This window comes from uncultured Dysosmobacter sp. (assembly GCF_947631635.1).
In the GTDB taxonomy this organism is placed as follows: Bacteria; Bacillota; Clostridia; order Oscillospirales; family Oscillospiraceae; genus Oscillibacter.
Genome location: NZ_CANRMB010000001.1, coordinates 109,098 through 129,969, shown reverse-complemented (window position 1 = coordinate 129,969; position 20,872 = coordinate 109,098). Strand labels below are relative to the sequence as shown.

Here is a 20,872-nt window from a genome sequence, read left to right as displayed (position 1 = left end):
ACATGCGAACGATAGCGATCATGAACAACAAAGGCGGCGTCGGCAAAACCGTCACCGCCATCAATCTGGCGGATATCCTGGTGCGGGAGCACCACAAGCGGGTGGTCCTGGCGGACTGCGACGGACAGATGAATCTGACCCGGTTCTATCTGCCGGAGTTTGACCCGGATATGAACTTTTCCATAGAGCGGCTGCTGGTGGGAGAATCTGAGCCGGTGTGGAGCGACAACCTGACGCCGCTGTCCCCTGGTCTGGATCTGATCCCCGGTTCGTCGGGGCTCTATGAGCTGGATGTGCGGGCCATCAAGGACGGGCTATCCTCTCCGGAACTGCTGCGGGGTTTCTGTCAGGCAGCGGCTCACGACAATGAGACGGATTTCTTTGTTTTTGACTGCCCGCCGGGATTTACCACAGCCTCCATCGCGGCCTTGATTGCGGCGGATGAGGTTGTGATCCCCATGCTGGTGGATGGATTTTCGTTTTCTGGCATGATGGATATGGCCGCGCAGATCCGCAGCATGCGGCGGGCCAACAGCTCCATCCGGATTGCCGGTGTCCTGCTGACCCAGTGGCGCAACACGGAGGTGGTCCGCCAGGGAGAGGCGCTGCTCCGGTCCCTGGATGTGCCGGTTTTCCGCCAGACGATCCGCCGGACGGAGAAGGTGCCGGAGAGCACTTTTGACCGCACGCCCATCTGGCAGTACAGCCCCGGCAGTGCGGCCAGTCAGGATTACCGGGCCTGGGTACGGGAATACCTGGGGGAGGTGTGAGCATGTCTTTTGATATTTCCAAATTTGCTGAGAGACATCAGGCACCCTCTGCAGAGCGCAGCATCGAGGCCATTACCGCGGAGATCCTTCAGATGAAACAGGACGCAGGTAATGCTATTCTTGGCATTGGCCAGCGGTTGAATGAGGCCAAGGCCATGCTGCCGCACGGGGAATGGCTTCCCTGGTTGGAAGAACAGGTGGAGTTTTCCGAGCGTACGGCCAGAAAGTTTATGAGGCTGGCAAGAGAGTGGACAAATCGGCAGGCGCTTGCCGATTTGGGGGCCACAAAAGCCTTAACTCTGCTGGCTTTGCCGGCCGAAGAGCGTGAGCAGTTCATGGCGGAAAACCACATTGTGGACGGTGAGGAAAAGACCGTTGTGGACATGACCTCCCGGGAGCTGGAAAAGGCCATTCGGGAACGGGATGAGGCCAGACAGGCCGCCGAAGCCGCCAAAGCGGAGGCACAAGCCGCTGAGGACAGCTGCTCCAAGATGGAGGCGGATATGGCTGTCTTGAAGCAACTGCATCAGAGCACCCAGACCGCCGAGGAACAGACCCGGCAGGAGTTGAACGAGGCCCGGGCGGAACTGAAGGCCCTTCAGGAGAAACCGGTGGATGTGGCGGTGATGGCTGTGGACCAGGAGGCTCTGGATAAGGCCCGACAGGAGGCCGTGGCCGAAATGCAGGCCAAGGTGGACAAGGCCGTTGAGGCCCGAAAGAAGGCTGAGGAAAAGCGAAAGGCTGCTGAGGAAGCACTGGAAGAGTCCCGGCGGAAGCTGGAAGCGGTTCGTGCAGAAGAGCGAAAAGCCATGATCTCCAGCGATAAGGATCTGGCCGCATTTGAGCTGCTGTTTACACAGGCTCAGGAGGAGATCAACAAGCTCAACGGCCTGCTGCTGAAGATCCGCAATCGGGGTGACGAGGACCTTGCCGGAAAGATCCGGAAGGCGCTTCTGGCCCTGGCGGATGCCACAAGGAGGTGCGCGGAATGACCGATCGGGCTATTGAAAAGCTGCGGGAGCAGCAGAGCGGAGTGAAAGAGCGGTCGGCTCCATGGATGGTCGCGGAGCAGCTGATGGACATCTGCCGGAGAGAGCCGGCCAGCGCGGATCTGATCGCCCAGGACCTGGAAAATGCGTCCATGTCCATCGTGGAGGCGGAGAAGAAGATCAAGGCTTTTGCGGACAAGCACAAAACCGGTAATTTCGCCTGTGTGACACCGGCGGAGGCAGAGAACATCCTGCGGGAATTCTATGGCCTTGGCACCAGCGAAAAAACCGGCCTGGGGGATCGCCGTCCAAATCTCATTGATTTGGCGGACTTCCTGTGAGGTGGCGGCATGGATCGAACATGGAAATCCATGGCGCAGAAGCTGCCTGTGGAGCCCTGCGGTGATCTGGTCGAGGATGTGCTGAAAGGCATCTATATGGAGGAGGGCAATCTTGGTGATGCCATGCTGCTGTACCACCGGGAGGCCGTCACGCTGATGGAGGAAATCAAACAGACGATGTCCCCCGAGGACTGGGAGCGCCGGGAGCGGACGGCAAAGCACCGCTGGGGCGCCCGCTGTACCTGCACGGCCTGCGGAGAGGATTTTATTGCCGGTTACACCAAAGGCGGTATCGTGCTGAGGGAGGGACCGGATGGAGTGATCTATGACGGCTATGCGGAACCAGGCGTGGACGCCAATGTGTATCTGGATGGGGAAACGGTCCTGTGTCCGTACTGCTGGACCTCTCTTGAGGTGACACGCCGGGCGGAGCTGCGCAGGGGGCGCACTTATCAGGTCCTTCAGGCGGAGGTGGTCAATGTGGAGGCGTACACCGTGGTCATGTACTGGCTGGTGAGCCGCCATTTTGATGACACCGGGGGCGACTACACGATGTTCTGTCCCCATGCCGCGCTGCTGATCGACCTTGACGGAAAGCTCCGCCGGTTCCGTGCCGAGCGCGTCGGACGCGAGGTGCGGGATGTGATTTGGCATCCCTGTACCTACACCCGGGACCCGATGCAGATCCCCTATTATTCCTGGGAGGCAAATAGGCATCGAAAAATAGGGGGATGGACATTGGCTTACGGCCCAGACCTGGGCGGGCACACCGGAGAAAAGAGCGCTCTGGATGAATACATCGGGGAAGGCGGAGTCTGGCCGGGGGCGTACCTCCATGTATGGGAAAAGTACCCGCAGGTGGAAAATCTGGTTCGTCAGGGTTTTTCGGCCGCGGTCTATGAGGCAATAGACGGTTTTCTGGATCGTGCCGCGCAGTTACAGGGTCTACGCGACGCGCCCCCTATCAACTGGGTGGACTGGAATGAGGTCAAGCCTCACCGGATGCTGCATATGAGCAAGTCCGCGTTCCGGGAGATCAAAGAGAAGCGGTGGCGCGAAGGGGACGCGAAATGCTGGGACAGATACCGGCGTCAGATCCAAAAAGCGGACGCCATGGATTTTGAGTATTGCCGGGAACGCATTGGTAGTAAAGCCGTCGGGCAGCTTCTGGAGATGATCGCCGCCGGGTGGGAGGACCTTCTTCCTCTGCGTGCGGTGCGGTATCTGGAGAAACGCCGGATGCTGGAGGATGGGGTGCAGCTGTTGATTGACTACCGGAAAATGCTGCACGACGCGCATATGGCGGAGACCGAGGAAACGCTCTGGCCCCGTGACCTGATGGCAGCCCATGAGCGGATCACCCAGTACTGGGCCAATCACTTTAAGACGGCGTATCAGCTGGGCTTCACCAGCACGTTTATCCGGTACAGAGACCTGGAGTGGACAGATGGAGATCTGTGCATTGTCCTTCCGCGGGTGGAGGCGGACCTCGTATCTGAAGGGAAGATCCTGCGCCACTGTGTCGGCACGTATGGAAAGGACCACTGTTCCGGGAAACCGGTGTTCTTCGTCCGGCACCACCGACGCCCAGAGCGCAGCTATTATACGCTTCAAATCGATATGACCAGAGGGATACCCAAAGAGATCCAGCTCCATGGTTACGGAAATGAGCATCACGGAGAGCACAAGCAGTACAAGCATAAAATCCCGCAGAAGGTCCGTGATTTCTGCGACCGTTGGGAGCGTGAGGTGCTGATGCCCTGGTTTGCGCTTCAGCGCAGTAATCCGCCCAAAAAGCAGAATCAGCGGAAGAAGAGACAGGAAATCGCCTGAGCATATATACCCGGCTCCCGGCCGGTGGCATTGGTCGGCCGCTTTCCTGAGCTGTTTTGCCGACATGTATTCATGCTTCGGCGCCACCTGCCGGGACCAGGGATATCATGATATCAAGATTAGGGAGGCAAGTAATGACAAGGAATCAGCAAAAACAGCACCGGGCGTTTATCGCCCGGATGCTGCTGGCCATAGTGGCCATCGTACTTGTGATACTGTACATCGGTTTGGCGTAATGAGCGCTGGAAAGGAGTCATGATGATCCTTGAGAATTTGGCCCGGAAGGGCGATTTTGTACGGCGGGAGCTGTCCCGCTGTGTGGCGGCCATGTGTCCGGGCGTCGTCCGGGTGGAATATCACTGCCACGATGAGGGAGACCTGCTGAACGAGCTGGCGCTGATCCGCTGCGCCGATGGCGTTACCCGCCGGGTGGATGTCACCGGCCTGGGCCTTCTGGAGACCACAAATGCCGTACTGAAAGGCGTTACCCAGGAGGCGGCCGGATGAAACGCGATACAGGATGGAGGCCCCAGGCAGTATTGGGCGGTCTCCTTCTGGCGGCTTGGGTGATCGTGCTGGTGATGGTGTCCGGCTCCATGGGGGCGGTGTCCTGATGGGTTTGATCTCTTCCCCCTGCCAGTTCTGCCAGAAGCACCGCCCAGGCTGTCATGATCCCAAGACTTGTCCAGCCTGGGCGGACTACAATACTGCCAGACGGCGATATCTGCGTAATACGAGGAGAAAAGAACATGCTGAATAAAATCATCATTATGGGCCGTCTGACCCGTGACCCGGAGCTGCGGCATACGGGGACCGGAACGGCAGTGGCAGCTTTTTCTCTGGCCGTGGACCGGGACTTTAAAACCCAAAGCGGCGAGAAAGAGACGGATTTCATTGACGTAGTGGCCTGGCGGAACCTGGGCGTATTTGTCAGTAAGTACTTCACCAAGGGCCGGATGGCTGCGGTGGAGGGGCGCTTGCAGATCCGCGACTGGGTGGACCAAAACGGCGGCAAGCGCAGGAGCGCTGAGGTAGTGGCGGAAAATGTATATTTCGGTGACAGCAAGAAAGTGTCCGATTCGGACACACCGGCCGCCGGGGAGATTCAGGAACTGCCGGAGGATGAGAAAGGAGAACTGCCGTTTTGATTACTATGGACTATGGTGCTACTCTGCAGGCGTTACGGCGTCTGAAGGTGGAGACGGAAAGCCTGGCCTGCCTGAGCTGCGGCTATGAGCATAACTGCAGCGTCCACGGCTGCGCCGTCCTGCGGAACGCCGTGGAGCATATGGAGACGGCACTGGATCGCTGCGACCATTGGTCCGCGTTGCTGGACCAGCAAGAGGAAGCAATTAATTACCTGGAACGGTGCGCTGATGGGCTTGACCCCGATTTTGATAATGCAGTTTCGTTGGCTATTGCAGCCCTCCGCACCCAGCAGGAGGCGGAGAAGGGCGAGCCGCTGACGCTGGAAGAGCTGCGGGAGATGGACAGATTCTCGCCGCCTGTGTGGGATGATTGTCTACATGATTGGTGCGCGGTTCGACCAGATGTATGCGCAGGCCGACAAGGAGTACAGTATATTGGCGGTGGGTGTAGACCGCTGGAAGAAGGACGTTTCTACCGCCACAAGCCGAAGGAGGAAACGACATGAGCAAGGGAGAGCTCTCCATCAGAATTTATTATGGTGATGTATTGATCCATGACTGCGTTCTTTGCAGAAACAAAGATGGAAGGATTGGATGGTATGACGCTGTTCCCGAAATATTCCATGATTCTGGCGATAATGATACACAGTACATTGACACAGGGTATCGACCAACAAGAGCTGACCGCATCCGGGCCATGAGCGATGAGGAGTTGTCCGCTTTCCTCGCACAATGGGCCCAAAAGCCTTTAGCCTGGAAGTGCGATGAGAAGGGAGAACTTATATATTGGCTCCAGCAGCCAGCGGAGGAGGATGACCATGCCTGACGGGCCCTTTCTCGTTATCCGGCAGCGGGCCGGACCTCTGGTAAAGGTGCTGGTCACAGATCGGTGGTGTTTCATCCGCCGGAACTGTGATTCTAAAATGACCATTCGGAAACGCTGCGGACCGGCTATGAGCCGCACCACTGTGGATAAGCTGGAACTGCGGCTGGCGCTGTTTGGATATGACGGCGTGTTTTATACATTGACCTTTGCCGACGAGTACCTCCCTCCAAATCGGGCCGGTGTTATGCGGATCTGGGATGCCTTTGTGAAAAAGCTGAAACGATGGCGGAAAGGGAAACCACTGGAGTTCTATGTGTACCGCATCGAGGGCCTTCACGGGGACAAGCGGTATCACATCCACGCTTTCCTGCGGGACAGCGACTTTCCGCCGGCAGTGGTGCGGTACCTCTGGAACTGGGGTGAGGTGGACGACGAGCCGTATAACCGAAAGCGGGTGCTGAAGGAGCAGGGTTACCGGGGACTGGCTGTCTACTTCACAAAGGAACTCCCGGAAGTCGGCACCCATCCCTGGGGCTGTTCCCGGGCGCTGAGCCGGATGCTCCCATTGCCGGATGTGCGGCTCTCCAGTACTGGCGCAACGACAACGCCAAAGGGGGCCGTGATGCTGCCGCTTCCGCCTCGAGATCGGCCGGACACAGGGCGTTGGGGTGTGTTCCAGTACAGCAGATATCTGTCGTGGTAAAACGGTACTTTTATTTTAAATTAATGATTCTTATTCTTGAAACCTTATGAATATTTACGGACATGCTTACAAAAGGAGGCCAAAGGTATTGAAATCACAGACGGAACCTGTTAAACTAATCATAAAGAACGGATGGGTGATCTGCCCGGTATGCGGCAAGGGGAAGATTCTGAAAATCAACCCAGACACCAGTGTTCACCATCTGCCGAGACCGTGCAAGCGGTGTGGGCAGGAGACCATCGTGAATATCGAAGCGCCTGAGCCAGCGTCCAAAGAGACCAGCGCCTGAGCCATGAAACATCCCAAGTGGGTGTGGAAGGCTCGGGCGCTTTTTGTTTTGCCCGGAGGTGATAGCCCGTGGCCATGAAGCCGCTCCGTCCCTGTCGACACCCTGGATGCACTGTCCTGGTGCCCGATGGCTACTGTGATGCCCACCGGCCGCGGCGGACCTGCGACCGCAGCGAGGAGGCCAAGTCCTGGCACTGGATGTACCTGACACCGGAGTGGGAGCATCTGCGGGGCGACCAGCTCCTGCGGGAACCCTTCTGCCGGGTGTGCGCCAGGAAGGGCCTGCGGGTACCAGCCACCGACGTGGACCACATCGTGGACCACAAGGGCGACTGGAGGATCTTCACTGATCCGGCCAATCTGGAAAGCCTGTGTCACTCCTGCCACAGCCGCAAAACAGCGCGGGAACTGTGGCAAACCCGAGCAAAAAAAACGGCGGCGGTGAATACAGGACCCGTTCCAGCTTTGGGCGCACGGGCGCGGCGCGGGCTATGCGCGGCTGCGCCTGCGGGGTTCCTTGCCGAACCCTCCCCCGGGGTCAAAAAGTTTTGATCCCCTCGCTGGAGACCGCAGGCCCCCCTTCACGAGGAAAAATTCCCCCACAGGGGAAGCCCGGCGGCCTGCCCGGTCTTTGACCGGTTTTCCCTCCTTGTTTGGTCAGTCCGGCTCTCGCTGTATCGAGGGCCGGGCAGACCGCCGGGAAAGTCCATGTGTCAATATGCATGCGGGTTGCCGAGAGCATGGCTCTGTTGCGCGGGTATATCTGCGTGAAATCTATGATGGTACCTGGCCGGTACGGAAAGGAGACGCCTTATGCCAGGAAAACGACAGCCCACAGCGGTGGTACAGGCCAACGGCCGGAAGCACCTGACGCAGGCGGAGACTGACCAGCGGCTGGACCAGGAGGTCCATGTGCCGCCGCCGGACAAGGCGGTGCCTCCACAGTGGCTCCCCAAGCGACTCCATCAGGAATTTGAGGAGATCGGTGAAATTCTCCGGGCGGCGGGACTATACGCCGAGTTGGACCGGGATGTGCTGGGTCAGTACTTTCTGGCCAGGGAGCGGTGGCTGAAGGCGGACAAGAAGGCCGCGGCGGCCATCCGGGCCGACGATGAGAAGCTGGCCCGGGAGTGGACCGGCGTGCAGGGGACCTACTTCAAGCAGGCCCGCCAGTGTGCGGAGTCCATGGGCCTGTCAGTCACCAGCCGGTGCCGCATCGTGGTTCCGGCGGCGGTGGTCAACGCGGCAGGCGCCGCGCCGGAGAACGAGGATGACGAATTCAGCCTGCGGCTCCGGGCCAGGCAGGCGGCCGCCCTGGGAGGCTAACAGATGTTTGACCAGGCGGCAGGCTCTTTTGTCTGCGATTTTGTGGAGCGGCTGCCCCGGACCTCTGACGGCAAGCCCCTTGGCCTGTTCCCCTGGCAGCGGGACGTGCTCATGGAGTTTTACAGCACCATGGAGGCCGACGAGGGCACCGGGGAGCTGCTGCGGAAATACTGGTATCTCTATCTGGAGATCCCCAAGAAAAACGGCAAGAGCGAGCTGGCGGCTGCCCTGGGGCTGTACCACCTGTTTGGCGACGGGGAGCTGAACGCCGAGGTCTACGTCTGCGCGGCGGACAAGGACAACGCATCCATCGTGTTCAACGCGGCGGTGTTTATGGTCCAGACTGCTCCCTGGACCGCCAAGATGGTGGCCAGGGGCGAGCTGAAGATCCGGGAGTCCCAGAAAACGATTGTCTACCGCCAGCGGGTCCGCACCGGCAACGGCGGTTTCAAGTGGGTCCAGGTTGGCGTGATGAAGGTGCTGTCCGCCGAGGCTTACAGCAAGCACGGCTACAAGCCCAGCTGTGTCATCTTTGACGAACTTCACGCCCAGCCCAACCGGGATCTTTGGGACGTGATGACCGGTCAGGCGGGCGACGCCCGGAAACAGCCGGCGTGGATCGTGCTGACCACCGCAGGCGACGACCCGGACCGCTGCTCCATCGGCTGGGAGGTCCACGAAAGGGCTGTGGCTATCCGGGATGCCCGGCAGCTCCGGCGCATCCGGGCCGAGGACGGCGACGTGCGGCAGGTGCTCTCCCTGCGGCATGTGGAGGAGGCGGACCTGCCGACGGCGGAGGAGGACCTGCTGGCCCGGGATCTGCCCAACTGGCTGCCGGTGCTGTACGGCCTGACGGCCATGTTCGGCGACGACCCGGACGACCTGGCCAAGGTGGACATCTACGACGAGAAGATCTGGTACCTGTGCAATCCCTCCCTGGGCCTGAATCTGCCCCTGCGGAAGGTGCGGGCGGCAGCACGGGACGCCAAATTGAGCGAGGCCAACGAGAAGCTGTTCCGATGGCTGCGGCTGAACCAGTGGATCGCCGTCAAGGCGGTATCCTGGATCTCACTGACACTGTATGACAAATGCCAGTGGGGTCCCAGCAAAAAGGCAGAGCGGGAAACGTTTCTGGAGCAGCTGAGGGGAAAGTTGTGCTACGGCGGCGTGGATCTCTCCACCAGCCGGGACATGACGGCCTTTGTGCTGCTCTTCCCTCCCCAGCCGGGTCTGGACACGGCAGTGCTGCTGCCCACCATCTGGCGGCCGGGCGGCACCGTTTTGGAGGCGGAGAAGCGGGACCACGTCCCATACAGGGATTGGGAGCGGGCCGGCTTCCTGCGGCTGTGCGGCGGGGACACCATCGACTATGACGACATCGAGGCGGAGATCAAGCGGGCGGCGGAGATCTACGATTTGAAGCTGGTGGGCTTCGACCCCTATCTGAGCCGGACCATCACCCAGCGACTGACGCTCTACGTCAATGTCATTGAGATCCCCCAGGACCTGAAGAACATGAGTCCCGCCATGAAGGAGATCGACATGCTGATGGCCAAGCGGGAGCTGCTGCATGTGCATAACACCTGCTTCCGGTGGACCTTCGGCAATGTGCGGTGCTACGAGGACGGCAACGGGAACCTGAAGCCCCAAAAGCACCGTTCCATCGGCCGCATCGACCCCGCGGTGGCGTCTATCATCGTGGTGGCCGTTTGGATGATCGCGAGAAATCAGAAGCCGGACCTGGCGGAGGCCCTGGCGCGACCGGGATACAGTTTGTAATGTTGTGTCCGATTTGGACACGGGAAGGAGCACAATATGCAGAATCTGAAAAAGGCCCTGGCAAAATACGCCGCGGACCTGGTGATGCTGGCTGGCGCCGCCGCCATCGTGGTAGGCGCGGGGATGATCTATCTCCCGGCGGGCGTCATTGCCGCCGGTGTGCTGGCCCTGGGCGGCGCGGTGCTGGACAGCCTTGGGGGAGGCGGTGAGGCATGAGCGTGAGCAGCGGCCTGCGGGCCATCTCCCACGCCCAGCCCCGGAACGCTGTGACTGTTCAGGCCCTGACGGCGGCAGGCCATCCCTCCAGCGGCGTGACGATGGACGAGACCACGGCCCGGAAACTGAGCGCCGTGGATCGCTGCATGGAGATTTTGAGCGACAGTATGGGCAAGCTACCCAGCTTTGTCATTGACAACCGGACTATGGAACGTATCCCCCATGACATTCTCCGGCTGCTGAACATCCGGCCCAACGAGGCCATGACCCCCTTTATCCGCAAGAAAGTGCTGGAGAACAGCCGGAACGAGGGCGGAGCGGGATATGACTGGATCATTAAAGATCCCAGGACCCTGCGGCCGGTGGAGCTGATCCCGGTGCCCTGGTGGCTGGTGACGCCCTGGCGGGACCAGGCCGGGCGTGTGTGGTACACCGTGACCCATCCGGCGACGGGGGCGCCCATGGTATTGCCCAATGAGGACATCTGCCACTACAAGGCCACCACCCGGGACGGGCTGAAGGGTATCGCTCCCCTGAAACGTGCCCAAGAGGTACTGGCCATTGCCGGGGCTGCCCAGCAGTATGAGCGGGGCTACTATGAGCGTGGTGGCCAGCCCTCCGGCGTGCTGAAAACGGAATCGGACCTGGGCGGTTATGCCAAGGACGCCCAGGGTAAGCTCCTGACCGATCCGGACGGCACCCCTGTCAGCCGGAAGGAGCAGCTGCGCCGGGAGTGGGAAAAGGTCCATACCGGACCCAGCAAAAGCCACCGCATCGCCATTTTGGACCTTGGCCTGACTTATACCCCCATGGCGGCCACCAACCGGGACGCGCAATTCGTGGAGAGCAAGGAGGTCTCCGTCAAGGATATCTGCCGGTTCTTCGGCATACCGACACATTTTCTGGGCGAGGGCAAGGAGTCGTATGCTTCAAATGAGCAAACAGCCATTGAATTTGTGATGAACACACTGCAGCCCATCGTGACCCAGTATGAGGAGGAGCAAACGTGGAAATTGCTGACGGACAGCGAGCTGGCGGCGGGCCTGGAGATCCGGATCAATATGCTGGCGGCTTTGCGGGGCGACAACGCCAGCCGGGCCGCCTGGTACAAAACCATGCGGGAGGTGGGCGTGTTCTCCGCAAACGATATCCGGCGGCTTGAGGATTTTGGAGATGTGCCTGGCGGAGATACCCGCTACGCTTCTCTGAACTATGTACCATTGGAGGATTTCAAAGAACTGAGCCGCCAGAGAGCTGGCGGCCAGCAGGCGGGCAAGTAAGTCTCCCCATTATTTTTGAAGGAGGACAGACATGAGAGTGACATTGAACGGCATCGTAGCTGCGGACGATGATCTGGAAATTTACGAGTGGTTCGGTTACCGGGCCTTCTCACCCCAGACGGTGCGGGACGCGGTGGCCGGCAATCCGGCCGGCGAGGAGCTGGTGCTGGAAATCAACAGTCCCGGCGGCAGCGTGTTCGCCGGCAGTGAGATGTACACCGTGCTGCGGAGTGCCCAGGGCGTCCGCACCCGGGCGGAGATCCAGAGCCTGGCGGCCAGCGCCGCCAGCTACCTGTGCCTGGGATGCACGGAGGTGATGATCTCGCCGGTGGCCCAGATGATGATCCACCTGCCCGCCACCGCCACCCAGGGCGACCGGGTGGAGCACCTGCGGAGCGTGCAGATGCTGGACAGCACCCGGGAGGCCATCCTGAACGCCTATGAGCTGCGGGCCGGGGATAAGGCCGACCGCGGGGCACTGCGGCGGATGATGAGCCAGGAGACCTGGCTGACGGCCCAGGAGGCCGTGGCCTGCGGCCTGGCGGACGGCGTCCTGTTTGAGGACGGCCAGTCCCCCGCTCCCCAGGATCTGATGAACGCGGCGGCGGCCGGCATCCGCGCCTTGGGTTCCAGCGGCGTACCGGATATCGTGACCCTGCGGGCGGAATACGCCAAGGTAAAGCACACCGACATCCCCCCGGCTGAGGAGCCGGACGACACAGCGTCTACGGGCGGAGCGCCCGAGGCAGATACACAGGACTGGCGGGCACAGGCCCGCCTGGACCTGGAAAAAATCAGATTTTAACGGAGGTAATCGCAAATGAGACGCAAACTCACTGATTTGGCAAACCAGCGCACTGCCCAGCTGACGGCCGCCCAAACAGCTTTGGAGGCCAATGACCAGGCGGCCTATGACGCCGCCATGGAGCAGATCCGAAACCTGAACACGGAGATGCAGCGCATCCAGGACCTGATCGCAGAGCAGGACCGGCAGGTGCTGAGCCAGCAGCCCACGCCGGGTGAGGCCCGGGATATGGCCGAGGAGCGCGGCAGCATCCTGATGCGGGGCGACGCTGTGAATTTCAGCGCCACGGAAATCCGCCGGGCCTTTAACCAGGTGACCCTGGCCACCGGTACCATTGTGGAGCCCACCGGCGCGGGCAGCACCATTCGGGACAGCCTGAACGGTACCGTCAGCTCCATCGTGGATCAGGTGTATGTCCAGGACCTGACCGGCATGGGTGCATTCCTGGAACCCTATGTGATCACGGAACTGGAGGCCAACGGCGGCAAGGTAACGGAGCTGGCTGGTAAGGCCCGGACTGCTTCCACTGATCCCACCTTCGGTGTGGCGGAGATCCGCCCCTATGAGCTGAATGTGACCAGCTTTGTGGACCGGAACATCTCCCGCCTGAGCCCCGCCAGCTACTACGACAAGATCTATGGCATGGCTATGCGTGCCCTGCGCCGGAAGATCGCCGCCATGATCGTGGGCGGCGACGGTGCCGCCAGCCCCACCATGTACGGCATCGTCAACGCCAAGAACAAGGCAGGCGCGGCCATCTATGCCGAAAAGGCCCTGTCCGCCATCAATGAGACCACACTGGACGAGCTGTATTTTGCCTACGGCTCCAGCGAGGAGATGGGCCCCTCCGCCCGCCTGCTGCTGACCAAGCCCAACCTGAAGGCCCTGGGTGCCCTACGGGGCGCCAATGAGAAGCGCCGCCTGCTGGAGATCACCCCGGATACGGGCAATCCCAACACCGGAGTTATCCGGGACGGCGGATTGGTGCTGCCCTTTACCCTGTGCGGTGACGTGGGCGACGGGAACCTGCTGTACGGCGATCCCCTGAACTATGAGCTGGGTCTCTTTGGCGAGTTCTCCATCCGGGTGGATGAGAGTGTGAAAGCCGTGGAGCGGATGGTGGCCGTGCTGGGCGACGTGTTCGTGGGCGGTAACCTGATCGTGGACAAGGGTTTTGTGGTCGGCAAGGTCGGCGGCAGCGCCGCCGGTTGATGGGAGGTATCGTGATGGGAAAGAAAAAAATGGCCGCTCCCACGGCGGAGCCGGAAGCGAAGCCTGCGGCAGTTGAGAATCCCGGCCAGGAGGCCGTGCAAACGGCACAGGCGGGCAGAGATGCCCCCACTCCCCTGCCCCAAGCACAAACGGCAGCAGAACCGCCTGTGGAGGGCGAGCATGGCGTTTCTGTGGAGAGTATTTTCCCGGAGGATGTTGACACCATCGAACTGGTGGCGGTAGACGCCGACTGTGGACTGAACCTGCGGGAAGGGCCCGGCGTGGGCTTCCCTGCTGTGGAGGTCCTGCCGGAGGGCGCTGTGCTGGCGGTGCAGGCCCTGCCCTGCGGTGCGGTGGTTCCCGGCTGGGCACTTGTACACACGGGACAGCGCGCCGGCTGGGTGGATATCCGTTATCTGCGGGCCTTGGAACCCGCAGAACCGGAGGGCTGAGCCATGACGGAGCTGACGGAGGCCCGGCGGGCGGAGCTGCTGGCCTACTGCCGCATCGACGAGCTGGGGCCGGGCGAGGATGTCTTGCTGGCCGCGCTGTACAGCAGCGCGGTGGGCTATATGTCCCAGGCCGGTGTCAGTGAACCGGCGGCGGGAACGGACAGGCGGTGCCAGTATGACCTGTGTGTGAACTATCTGGTCCTGGACGGTTACGACCGGCGGGAGGTAACGATCACGGGAACCATCGTTGCAGCAAATCCTGTTTTCCGCCAGCTGCTGAACCAGCTGAAATTCACGGAGCCGGTGTCCGATTCGGACACATCCGGGGAGTAAGGAGGGCCTATGGAGGTCAATGCTGGAAAACTGGATAAGCGCATCCAGATCCTGCGGTATACCGAGGATGAGAACGGGGCCGGGTATCTGGCCCCGGCCGCGGAGCCAGAGGTGGTGCATCGCTGCTGGGCGCAGTTCACCCGGACCTCCGGCACAGAGGCCCAGAGGCAAGGGGCGGATCTGGGAGAGGTAAAGGCCCGCTTCCTGATCCGCTATACCCGCAAACCCATCTGCCGGAAAATGTTCGTCCGGTACCGGAGCACAGACTATGAGATCGAGTACATCAATGACTATGAGGATGCCCACGAGTACATGGAGCTGATCTGCAAGTGGACAGGAACAGGAGGCGGCGTATGAGTCTTGAGGACCGGATCGCGGCGGCGGTGACACCCACCGTGGCGGAATTCGCCGCAGACGTCTATACCGGAGACGCCAGGGAGTACTGCGTATACAACATGACGGAGATCCCCATCGCTTTTGGGGATGGCCGCCCCCGTGCCATCCGGTACCTGGTGCAGGTCCATTGGTATTTCCCCCTGCGGCGGGACCCCCGTGCGGCCAAGCGAACCCTGCGGGCGGCCCTGGGCGGCCTGCAGGGATGCACCTGGCCCACGGTGGAGGATGCCGGAGACCGGGAGGGCGGCCACCTGGTGTTTGAATTTGAGGCTGTGGATGGAGGTATATAACAATGGCGGATTTCCGGTGTGACGGACTGGACTCTCTGCTGGCGGACATGCGGGCCTTAGCGGAGCTACCGGACGAGGTGGTCGACGGGATGCTGAACGCCGGAGCGGATGTGGTGGTTGAAGCCCAGAAGCGGAAAATCCGCAGCTATGGAATCTATGCCACAGACAATCAAGCCACCAAACATGTTGCGGATTCTGTGAAAAAAACAGATGTAAAACTCCAAAGGGACGCCCGGGTCATTTACGTCTATCCTCAGGGAACTCGGCGTAGGGGAAAATCGACTACTAGAAACGCGGAAATCGCTTTCATCAACGAGTACGGCAAGCAAGGCCAGAAGGCCCGCCCAGCCATTCGGGACGCCAATGAGGAATGCGCTGAATCGACCACGGCGGCGCAGGCGAAAGTCTATGATGAGTGGTTAACATCCAAAAATTTGTAAGGAGGAATCATATGGAATACGGTGCAAAAGAACCCAAGTGGGCTCCCTTCGCCGCCGAAAATCCGGAGCCTGCGGGCGCACTGCCCAACTATGGCACCCCGGTGATGCTGGGCGAATTCAGCAACTTGAAGGATAACCCGTTCTTCGTGGAGGCCAGCGCCGCCGGCGACAACGACGCCACGGCCCGGTATGTAAAGCGGTTCCGGCAATGCCAGGTGGACCTGACGGTGCTGGATATGGCCAACGAGGTGGCCTCCTCCGTGTTCGGGTCTAAACTGGACACCACGGAGGGCAAGCGGGACCTGCACTTCAGCAAGGACGATAATCCGCCCTATGGCGGTCTGGCCTTTTACACAGAGAACGTGATGAAGGGGGATGTGACCAAGTACCAGGGTGTTTTTTATCCCAAGCTGAAGGCCAACATGCAGGGAAAATCCTACAGCACCACCGGCAGCAGCATCACCCTGCAAGACACCGCGCTGCAGATGATGGGCATGGCCTGCAACAGCGGTGACTGGAAGATCCTGTCCGAGCTTTTCGACACCGAGGCGGAGGCCGCGGCCTGGCGGGACGCCAAGCTGGGGGGCACATCCACCTGACCGAACACTGACCGGCTGGGCGGGACAGCCCGCCCAGCCTACAAATAGGAGGCGAACCATGAAAACCGTTGAATTCTCCGTGGAACATATGCGCTGGCACCTGTGCATGAACGGGACGGCGCTTTTTGACATCTATGAAAAGTTTGGCCGGAAGGGACAGGTCCTGGACCACATCCAGGGCAATGACAAAAAGGCCTTTGACAACACCTGCTGGTTCTTGTGGAAGCTGGGCGAGCAGGGGGAGCTGGTCCGCCGGTGGCAGGGATACACCCCCGCGCCCATGCCCACGGTGGGACAGGTGCGGGCGGTGCTGGCCCCCGGCGACGTGCTGCGGGCCAAGACCGCCATTGCCGAGGCGGTGCAGCTGGGCTTTACCATGGAGCGGCCGCCGGAGGAGCCGGAGATGGTGGACATGGGCCTGCAAAGATGGCGGGAACAGCAGGGAGACCAGCGGACGGAGGCGGAGTATCTGGCGCCGCTGGTGCGGCTGCTGGGTCTGAGCATCCGGGAGGCCCTGCTGCTGACACCGGGACAGACGGCGGATCTGCTGGAGACTTTCACGCGGAAGGAGTGATCCCATGGCGGTGCGGACCATCTCCACCAGCATCAAGCTGGACGGAGAAGCGGAATTTAAAAAGCAGATGTCCCTGGTTAACAGCGAGCTGAAAACACTGAAAACGGAGATGCAGTATACCGAGGAGTCCTTTAAAGGGCAGGCAAACACCATGGAGGCCCTGACCGCCAAGAATGAACTCCTGCGGCGGGAACTGGAGCAGCAGACGGAAAAGGTGAAAGCCCTGGAGAATGCCGTGAAGGAGTCCAGCGAGGCTTTCGGAGACAATGACAAGCGGACAGACGAATGGCGTCAAAGCCTGAACCGGGCCAAGACTGACCTTTTGAAGCTCAACGGCGAGCTGGATGACAATGAGCGGTATCTGGATGAGGCCCGCAGCAGCGCCGACAAGTGTGCAAAGAGCATCGACGGCTTCGGGAAAGAGGCAAAGGACGCGGCAGGCGACGCCGGCGGCCTGGATTCGATCTTACAGAACCTTGGCGGCGGAGATGGTCTGGCGGGGCTTTTGGATGGGCTGGGCGGCGTCAAGGGCCTTTTGGCCGGCGGTGCGGTGGGCCTGGGCGTCGACGCTTTGAAAGAAATGGGCAGCGCCATCATCGATTTAGAGGAATCCACCCGGGAATACCGCCAGATCATGGGCGCTTTGGAGGTGTCCAGCCAGCAGGCGGGCTATACCGCAGAGCAGACCGCCGACGCCTATAACCGACTCTACGGCGTGCTGGGCGACACCCAGACAACGGCCACCACCGTGGCAAATCTCCAGGCCATCGGTCTGAGCCAGGAAGATCTGATGACGGTCGTCGACCAGGCGACGGGGGCCTGGGCCACCTACGGCGATTCCATCCCCATCGACGGTCTGGCGGAGAGTATCAATGAGACCATTCAGGCGGGCACGGTCACAGGCACCTTTGCGGATGTGCTGAACTGGGCCGGGACCAGCGAGGACGAATTCAACGCGAAGCTGGCGGCCACCTCCGATAAAACGGAGCGGGCAAACCTGGTGATGGAGCAGCTGTCCGAACAGGGCCTGGCGGCGGCTGGTCAGGCCTACCGGGATCTGAATGAAGATGTGATCAACGCCAACGACTCCCAGCGGAAATTGGAGGAGGCCTGGGGCAAACTGGGCGAAGCGCTGGAGCCCGTGGCCAGCTTCCTGCGGAATGTCATGGCAGGTGCCTTGACTGCTGTGGCTGGAGCGGCGGAGAAGCTGGTGGGCTGGGTCGGGAAAGCCTATGACAAACTCAACGATTTTCTGGGCCTGGAAGCCCGGGAGTCACAGCTCAGCGCACAGATCAACGGCTCCCACGCCGGCGGTCTGGACCGCGTGCCCTACAACGGGTATGTGGCCCAGGTGCACAAGGATGAGGCCATTTTGACGGCCCAGGAAGCCCGTGTGTGGCGCAGCATCAAGGCCGGCGGCCAGCTGCCCCAGCAGGGCGTGACAGCGGACCAGATGCAGGCCATGCTCACCGGCGCCGTGAACGCCATGGGCGCACTGCAGCAGAGCCGGGACAACGGCCCCATAATTGGGGAAATCACCGTCCGGACAGAGGACGGCACCCGGCTGGGCCGATGGCTGGTACCCTTCAGCCGCAGTGAGGACAAATCCAACCCGGAGGTGGTGAGCGACCGATGAGTGAAAATCTGTTTTTGACCATCAACGGCATATCGCTGCCGGAGCCGTCCATCGACGGCTACCACGCCTATGAGGAGCGGCTGAAGGAGCAGCTGGTCATGATCTCCGGCAGGATCGTGGAGGAGGAGCGGGGCCTGGTTTGGCGCATCGACTACACCTCCGGTCAGATGCTGACCAGCACCCTGACGCAGGTGCTGGCGGCTCTCCGGGCCAAGGGTGCCAAAACCGTCAGTTTCCTGCCGGACAACGGTCCGGAGCTGGCCTCCGGGTCCTTCCTGGTGACCTCCATCACCCAGCCGACCCTATCCTTTTTCGACGGCGCGGAGCTGGTCTGGACCGGCTTGGGCTTCTCCCTCCGGGAGGTGCGGCCCCATGCTTGAGATGACCGATGGCTACCGCAGCGCCATTGTGGGCGATGTGCGGCGGATGTACATCAAGGCCATGCTGGAGATCGTGGACCCGGATATCGTGTTCCAGCCCGCCTCCGGCAGCACCCAGGCGGCTTGGAGCAAGCCGGACCAGCTCCATGACAAGGAGATGTCCGCAGGTCCTCACTATGCCACGCTGGAGGTGAACCGGTGGCTGCTGGATGGCTCCTTTAGCCTGATTTCGGATCAGCCTGCCCTGCTTTCCGGCCAAGTGGGATATGTGGGAGACTCTCTGAGCGGCGCGAACGGCACCTTTACAGAGCCTCAGACAGCGGAGCTGCGCTTTGCCCATGTGGATGTGCTGCAGGCGCTGTCCGTCTATTTCAGCGACGATCCCATAGACGGGGTGCCCAGGGACTTTAAAGTGGAAGTCCTTTCCAGCGGACAGGCGTTTTATACCAAGGAATTTACGGACAGCAGCGCCGTCTCCGTCAGCCTGGACGGCTTCACCGTGCAGATCCCGGACGCCATCCGGGTGACGGTGACAAAGTGGTCCCTCCCCTCCCGGCGGATGCGGGTGATGGAGATCATTCCCGGCCTTTATGAGGCGTGGACTGACGATGTGCTGGCCTCTGTGGACATCCAGCAGCGGGGGAATTTCGCCTGCCTTGCCACCCCCTACGGCGTATGCACCCTGCGGATGGACAACCTGGACCGGCGCTTTGAGCCGCGCAACAAGAGCGGCGTGTTCCAGTCCATTGAGGACCGGCAGGGAATCCCCATTGCCATCGGCGTAGAGCTGGTAGACGGGTCTGTGGAGTACAAGCGGGTGGGCGTTTTCTTCCAGCATGACGGCGGGTGGACCACCGGCGACAACGACATCTCCATGCAGTGGGAGCTGGTGGATATCATCGGCCTGCTGGCAGAGCGGGATTTCATCGTCCCGGATACTCCCCTGCCCACCACCCTTGCCGGATGGCTGGCGCTGCTGGCAGGACAGTTGGGCGTGAATTTCGCCGACAAATGGCATGTGGACCCGGCCTACGCCGACGCGCCGGTAACGGCGGCCAGCAAGGACGCTGTGGCGGATAAGCGCTGCGGCGATATCCTTCGATTCGCATGCATGGCCTCCGGTACCTGGCCTAGGGCGGACGCGCAGACGGGGAACCTGACGGCGGAGCCGTTCTGGGACCAGGGGAACAAACTGGACCTGGACAACATGAACCGCTATCCCACCATGAAGGCCAATGACCAAATCGCTAGCTTGATTTTCAATTTGTCCGACGGCACCACGGAGGTCATCTCCGGAAACGAGACCAACAGCGGCAAGGTGCTGACTGTCAGCAATCCCTTTCTGCACACCCGCGAGCAGGCATTGACAGCAGCCAGGCAAATCCTGAGTCAATACGGCGGCATCAAGCTGGAGACCACCGGACGGGGCGACCCCACCAGCGAGATTGGCGACGTGGACACCGTGTGGTTGGATGAGAGCCAGGCCACGACCGGGCGGCGGATGGAGCAGGGCTTCTCCTTCTCCAACGGCGTGCTGAGGGACTGCAAGAGTGTCCTGCTCCAGGCCGATGGCTCGTATCTGTTCGCGGAGTCCGCACTCATTACGCAGAGCGGCAGATGGAAGGCCCCGGCGGGGGTATCCAGGCTCCGGGTGGTGGTCGGTCAGGCAGGCCAGGGCGGCATGCGGGGGCAGGACGGCTATCTGGAGCGGGGCGAGCGGCCCCACATGAACGCGGAAACCGGCGTAGTTTCCCAGAAAGGCTCGTACACCGCGGGCTATGGCGCGGACGGCGAGCCGGGTATCGGCGGCAAGATCTGGTACGGCACCATCGACATCAACCCGGAGCAGGAGTTTGACGTCCACATCGGGCAGGGCGGCGCGCCCTCTCAGACATACGGCACCCCCGGCGAGATGGGCGAGGAGACCACCTTCGGGCCGTACAGCAGCGCCAACGGCAAGGTCTATCCCCTGGGGTATACCGATATCGCCAACGGCGACAGCTATGGCCGCACAGGCGTGCAGAAGCCCAGAGACGGCACCTCCGACGGGGCCGCAGGCGGCAAGGGCGGCGAGCCGGGTATTGGAGAGTGGGACAAGGCGTCCCTTATCATCCCAGGGTCCGGGGAAAAGATCTACTATTCCTGGTGGCGGGTGGTAAAGGACCCCGGCCCCGGCCACATGGCCAACAAGGGAGCGGACGGCTTTGTGCTGGTGTTCTGGGACAAGCCGGAGACGTGATGTGCCCGAATCGGGCA

27 protein-coding genes are annotated in these 20,872 nt (G+C 61.2%); all 27 read left to right on the top strand.

The annotated features are described in order from the left end of the window. Positions 1-2: 2 nt before the first annotated feature. The 27 genes from Q0Z71_RS00625 (at position 3) to Q0Z71_RS00495 (ending at position 20,855) form a co-directional block, all read left to right on the top strand. On the top strand, positions 3-770 hold the full coding sequence (locus Q0Z71_RS00625) for a ParA family protein (protein WP_298016691.1): 768 nt from the start codon (positions 3-5) through the stop codon (positions 768-770). Between the two features lie 2 nt (positions 771-772). Next, complete coding sequence (locus Q0Z71_RS00620; RefSeq protein ID WP_298016689.1) at positions 773-1,762, top strand: DUF3102 domain-containing protein; 990 nt, start codon at positions 773-775, stop codon at positions 1,760-1,762. Continuing rightward, entirely contained in the window at positions 1,759-2,100 is a 342-nt protein-coding gene (locus tag Q0Z71_RS00615) for a hypothetical protein (protein ID WP_298016687.1), read from the top strand. The genes Q0Z71_RS00620 and Q0Z71_RS00615 overlap by 4 nt, the downstream gene beginning before the upstream one ends. Positions 2,101-2,109: 9 nt before the next feature. Then, positions 2,110-3,933: a PcfJ domain-containing protein gene (locus tag Q0Z71_RS00610; protein WP_298016685.1), complete on the top strand. Its 1,824-nt coding sequence runs from the start codon at positions 2,110-2,112 to the stop codon at positions 3,931-3,933. Positions 3,934-4,188: 255 nt separating this feature from the next. Then, the gene (locus Q0Z71_RS00605) at positions 4,189-4,440 is read left to right on the top strand and encodes a hypothetical protein (RefSeq protein WP_298016682.1); all 252 of its coding nucleotides are present in this window, start codon (positions 4,189-4,191) and stop codon (positions 4,438-4,440) included. A gap of 242 nt (positions 4,441-4,682) precedes the next feature. Then, positions 4,683-5,081, top strand: coding sequence for a single-stranded DNA-binding protein (gene ssb, locus Q0Z71_RS00600; protein ID WP_298016679.1), 399 nt, complete (start codon positions 4,683-4,685; stop codon positions 5,079-5,081). Beyond that, on the top strand, positions 5,078-5,587 hold the full coding sequence (locus Q0Z71_RS00595; RefSeq protein WP_298016677.1) for a hypothetical protein: 510 nt from the start codon (positions 5,078-5,080) through the stop codon (positions 5,585-5,587). The genes ssb and Q0Z71_RS00595 overlap by 4 nt, the downstream gene beginning before the upstream one ends. Then, complete coding sequence (locus tag Q0Z71_RS00590; RefSeq protein ID WP_298016675.1) at positions 5,584-5,907, top strand: hypothetical protein; 324 nt, start codon at positions 5,584-5,586, stop codon at positions 5,905-5,907. Before Q0Z71_RS00595 ends, Q0Z71_RS00590 begins: the two co-directional genes overlap by 4 nt. Beyond that, positions 5,900-6,610 (top strand): hypothetical protein, encoded by a 711-nt coding sequence (locus Q0Z71_RS00585; RefSeq protein ID WP_298016672.1) that lies wholly within the window; start codon positions 5,900-5,902, stop codon positions 6,608-6,610. Before Q0Z71_RS00590 ends, Q0Z71_RS00585 begins: the two co-directional genes overlap by 8 nt. A gap of 88 nt (positions 6,611-6,698) precedes the next feature. After that, on the top strand, positions 6,699-6,899 hold the full coding sequence (locus Q0Z71_RS00580) for a cysteine-rich KTR domain-containing protein (RefSeq protein ID WP_298016670.1): 201 nt from the start codon (positions 6,699-6,701) through the stop codon (positions 6,897-6,899). Positions 6,900-7,018: 119 nt separating this feature from the next. Next, the gene (locus Q0Z71_RS00575; RefSeq protein ID WP_298016668.1) at positions 7,019-7,450 is read left to right on the top strand and encodes an HNH endonuclease signature motif containing protein; all 432 of its coding nucleotides are present in this window, start codon (positions 7,019-7,021) and stop codon (positions 7,448-7,450) included. A 261-nt stretch (positions 7,451-7,711) separates the two neighbouring features. Further along, on the top strand, positions 7,712-8,224 hold the full coding sequence (locus Q0Z71_RS00570) for a P27 family phage terminase small subunit (RefSeq protein ID WP_298016665.1): 513 nt from the start codon (positions 7,712-7,714) through the stop codon (positions 8,222-8,224). Between the two features lie 3 nt (positions 8,225-8,227). Further along, positions 8,228-10,003 (top strand): terminase large subunit, encoded by a 1,776-nt coding sequence (locus tag Q0Z71_RS00565; RefSeq protein ID WP_298016662.1) that lies wholly within the window; start codon positions 8,228-8,230, stop codon positions 10,001-10,003. 36 nt (positions 10,004-10,039) lie between these two features. Next, positions 10,040-10,219 carry a hypothetical protein gene (locus tag Q0Z71_RS00560; RefSeq protein WP_298016660.1) on the top strand — a complete coding sequence of 60 codons (180 nt, stop codon included), beginning with the start codon at positions 10,040-10,042 and terminating at the stop codon, positions 10,217-10,219. After that, a complete protein-coding gene (locus Q0Z71_RS00555; protein ID WP_298016658.1) occupies positions 10,216-11,499 on the top strand; it encodes a phage portal protein in 1,284 nt (427 codons plus the stop codon). The genes Q0Z71_RS00560 and Q0Z71_RS00555 overlap by 4 nt, the downstream gene beginning before the upstream one ends. A gap of 31 nt (positions 11,500-11,530) precedes the next feature. Then, the gene (locus Q0Z71_RS00550; RefSeq protein WP_298016656.1) at positions 11,531-12,304 is read left to right on the top strand and encodes a head maturation protease, ClpP-related; all 774 of its coding nucleotides are present in this window, start codon (positions 11,531-11,533) and stop codon (positions 12,302-12,304) included. Between the two features lie 15 nt (positions 12,305-12,319). Continuing rightward, a complete protein-coding gene (locus Q0Z71_RS00545) occupies positions 12,320-13,516 on the top strand; it encodes a phage major capsid protein (protein WP_298016654.1) in 1,197 nt (398 codons plus the stop codon). Between the two features lie 14 nt (positions 13,517-13,530). Beyond that, positions 13,531-13,968, top strand: a complete 438-nt coding sequence (locus tag Q0Z71_RS00540; protein WP_298016651.1) for an SH3 domain-containing protein — start codon at positions 13,531-13,533, stop codon at positions 13,966-13,968. Positions 13,969-13,971: 3 nt separating this feature from the next. Then, positions 13,972-14,301 (top strand): head-tail connector protein, encoded by a 330-nt coding sequence (locus tag Q0Z71_RS00535; protein WP_298016649.1) that lies wholly within the window; start codon positions 13,972-13,974, stop codon positions 14,299-14,301. Positions 14,302-14,310: 9 nt separating this feature from the next. After that, complete coding sequence (locus tag Q0Z71_RS00530; RefSeq protein WP_298016647.1) at positions 14,311-14,658, top strand: phage head closure protein; 348 nt, start codon at positions 14,311-14,313, stop codon at positions 14,656-14,658. Further along, complete coding sequence (locus Q0Z71_RS00525; protein WP_298016645.1) at positions 14,655-14,987, top strand: hypothetical protein; 333 nt, start codon at positions 14,655-14,657, stop codon at positions 14,985-14,987. The genes Q0Z71_RS00530 and Q0Z71_RS00525 overlap by 4 nt, the downstream gene beginning before the upstream one ends. A 2-nt stretch (positions 14,988-14,989) precedes the next feature. Continuing rightward, the gene (locus Q0Z71_RS00520) at positions 14,990-15,427 is read left to right on the top strand and encodes an HK97-gp10 family putative phage morphogenesis protein (RefSeq protein ID WP_298016641.1); all 438 of its coding nucleotides are present in this window, start codon (positions 14,990-14,992) and stop codon (positions 15,425-15,427) included. Positions 15,428-15,438: 11 nt separating this feature from the next. After that, on the top strand, positions 15,439-16,026 hold the full coding sequence (locus Q0Z71_RS00515; protein WP_298016638.1) for a hypothetical protein: 588 nt from the start codon (positions 15,439-15,441) through the stop codon (positions 16,024-16,026). Positions 16,027-16,084: 58 nt separating this feature from the next. Next, the gene (locus Q0Z71_RS00510) at positions 16,085-16,600 is read left to right on the top strand and encodes a hypothetical protein (protein WP_298016635.1); all 516 of its coding nucleotides are present in this window, start codon (positions 16,085-16,087) and stop codon (positions 16,598-16,600) included. Positions 16,601-16,604: 4 nt separating this feature from the next. Beyond that, positions 16,605-18,236, top strand: coding sequence for a hypothetical protein (locus tag Q0Z71_RS00505; RefSeq protein ID WP_298016632.1), 1,632 nt, complete (start codon positions 16,605-16,607; stop codon positions 18,234-18,236). Continuing rightward, positions 18,233-18,616: a hypothetical protein gene (locus Q0Z71_RS00500; RefSeq protein ID WP_298016628.1), complete on the top strand. Its 384-nt coding sequence runs from the start codon at positions 18,233-18,235 to the stop codon at positions 18,614-18,616. Before Q0Z71_RS00505 ends, Q0Z71_RS00500 begins: the two co-directional genes overlap by 4 nt. Continuing rightward, on the top strand, positions 18,609-20,855 hold the full coding sequence (locus Q0Z71_RS00495; RefSeq protein WP_298016625.1) for a hypothetical protein: 2,247 nt from the start codon (positions 18,609-18,611) through the stop codon (positions 20,853-20,855). The genes Q0Z71_RS00500 and Q0Z71_RS00495 overlap by 8 nt, the downstream gene beginning before the upstream one ends. The last annotated feature ends 17 nt before the right edge of the window (positions 20,856-20,872 follow it).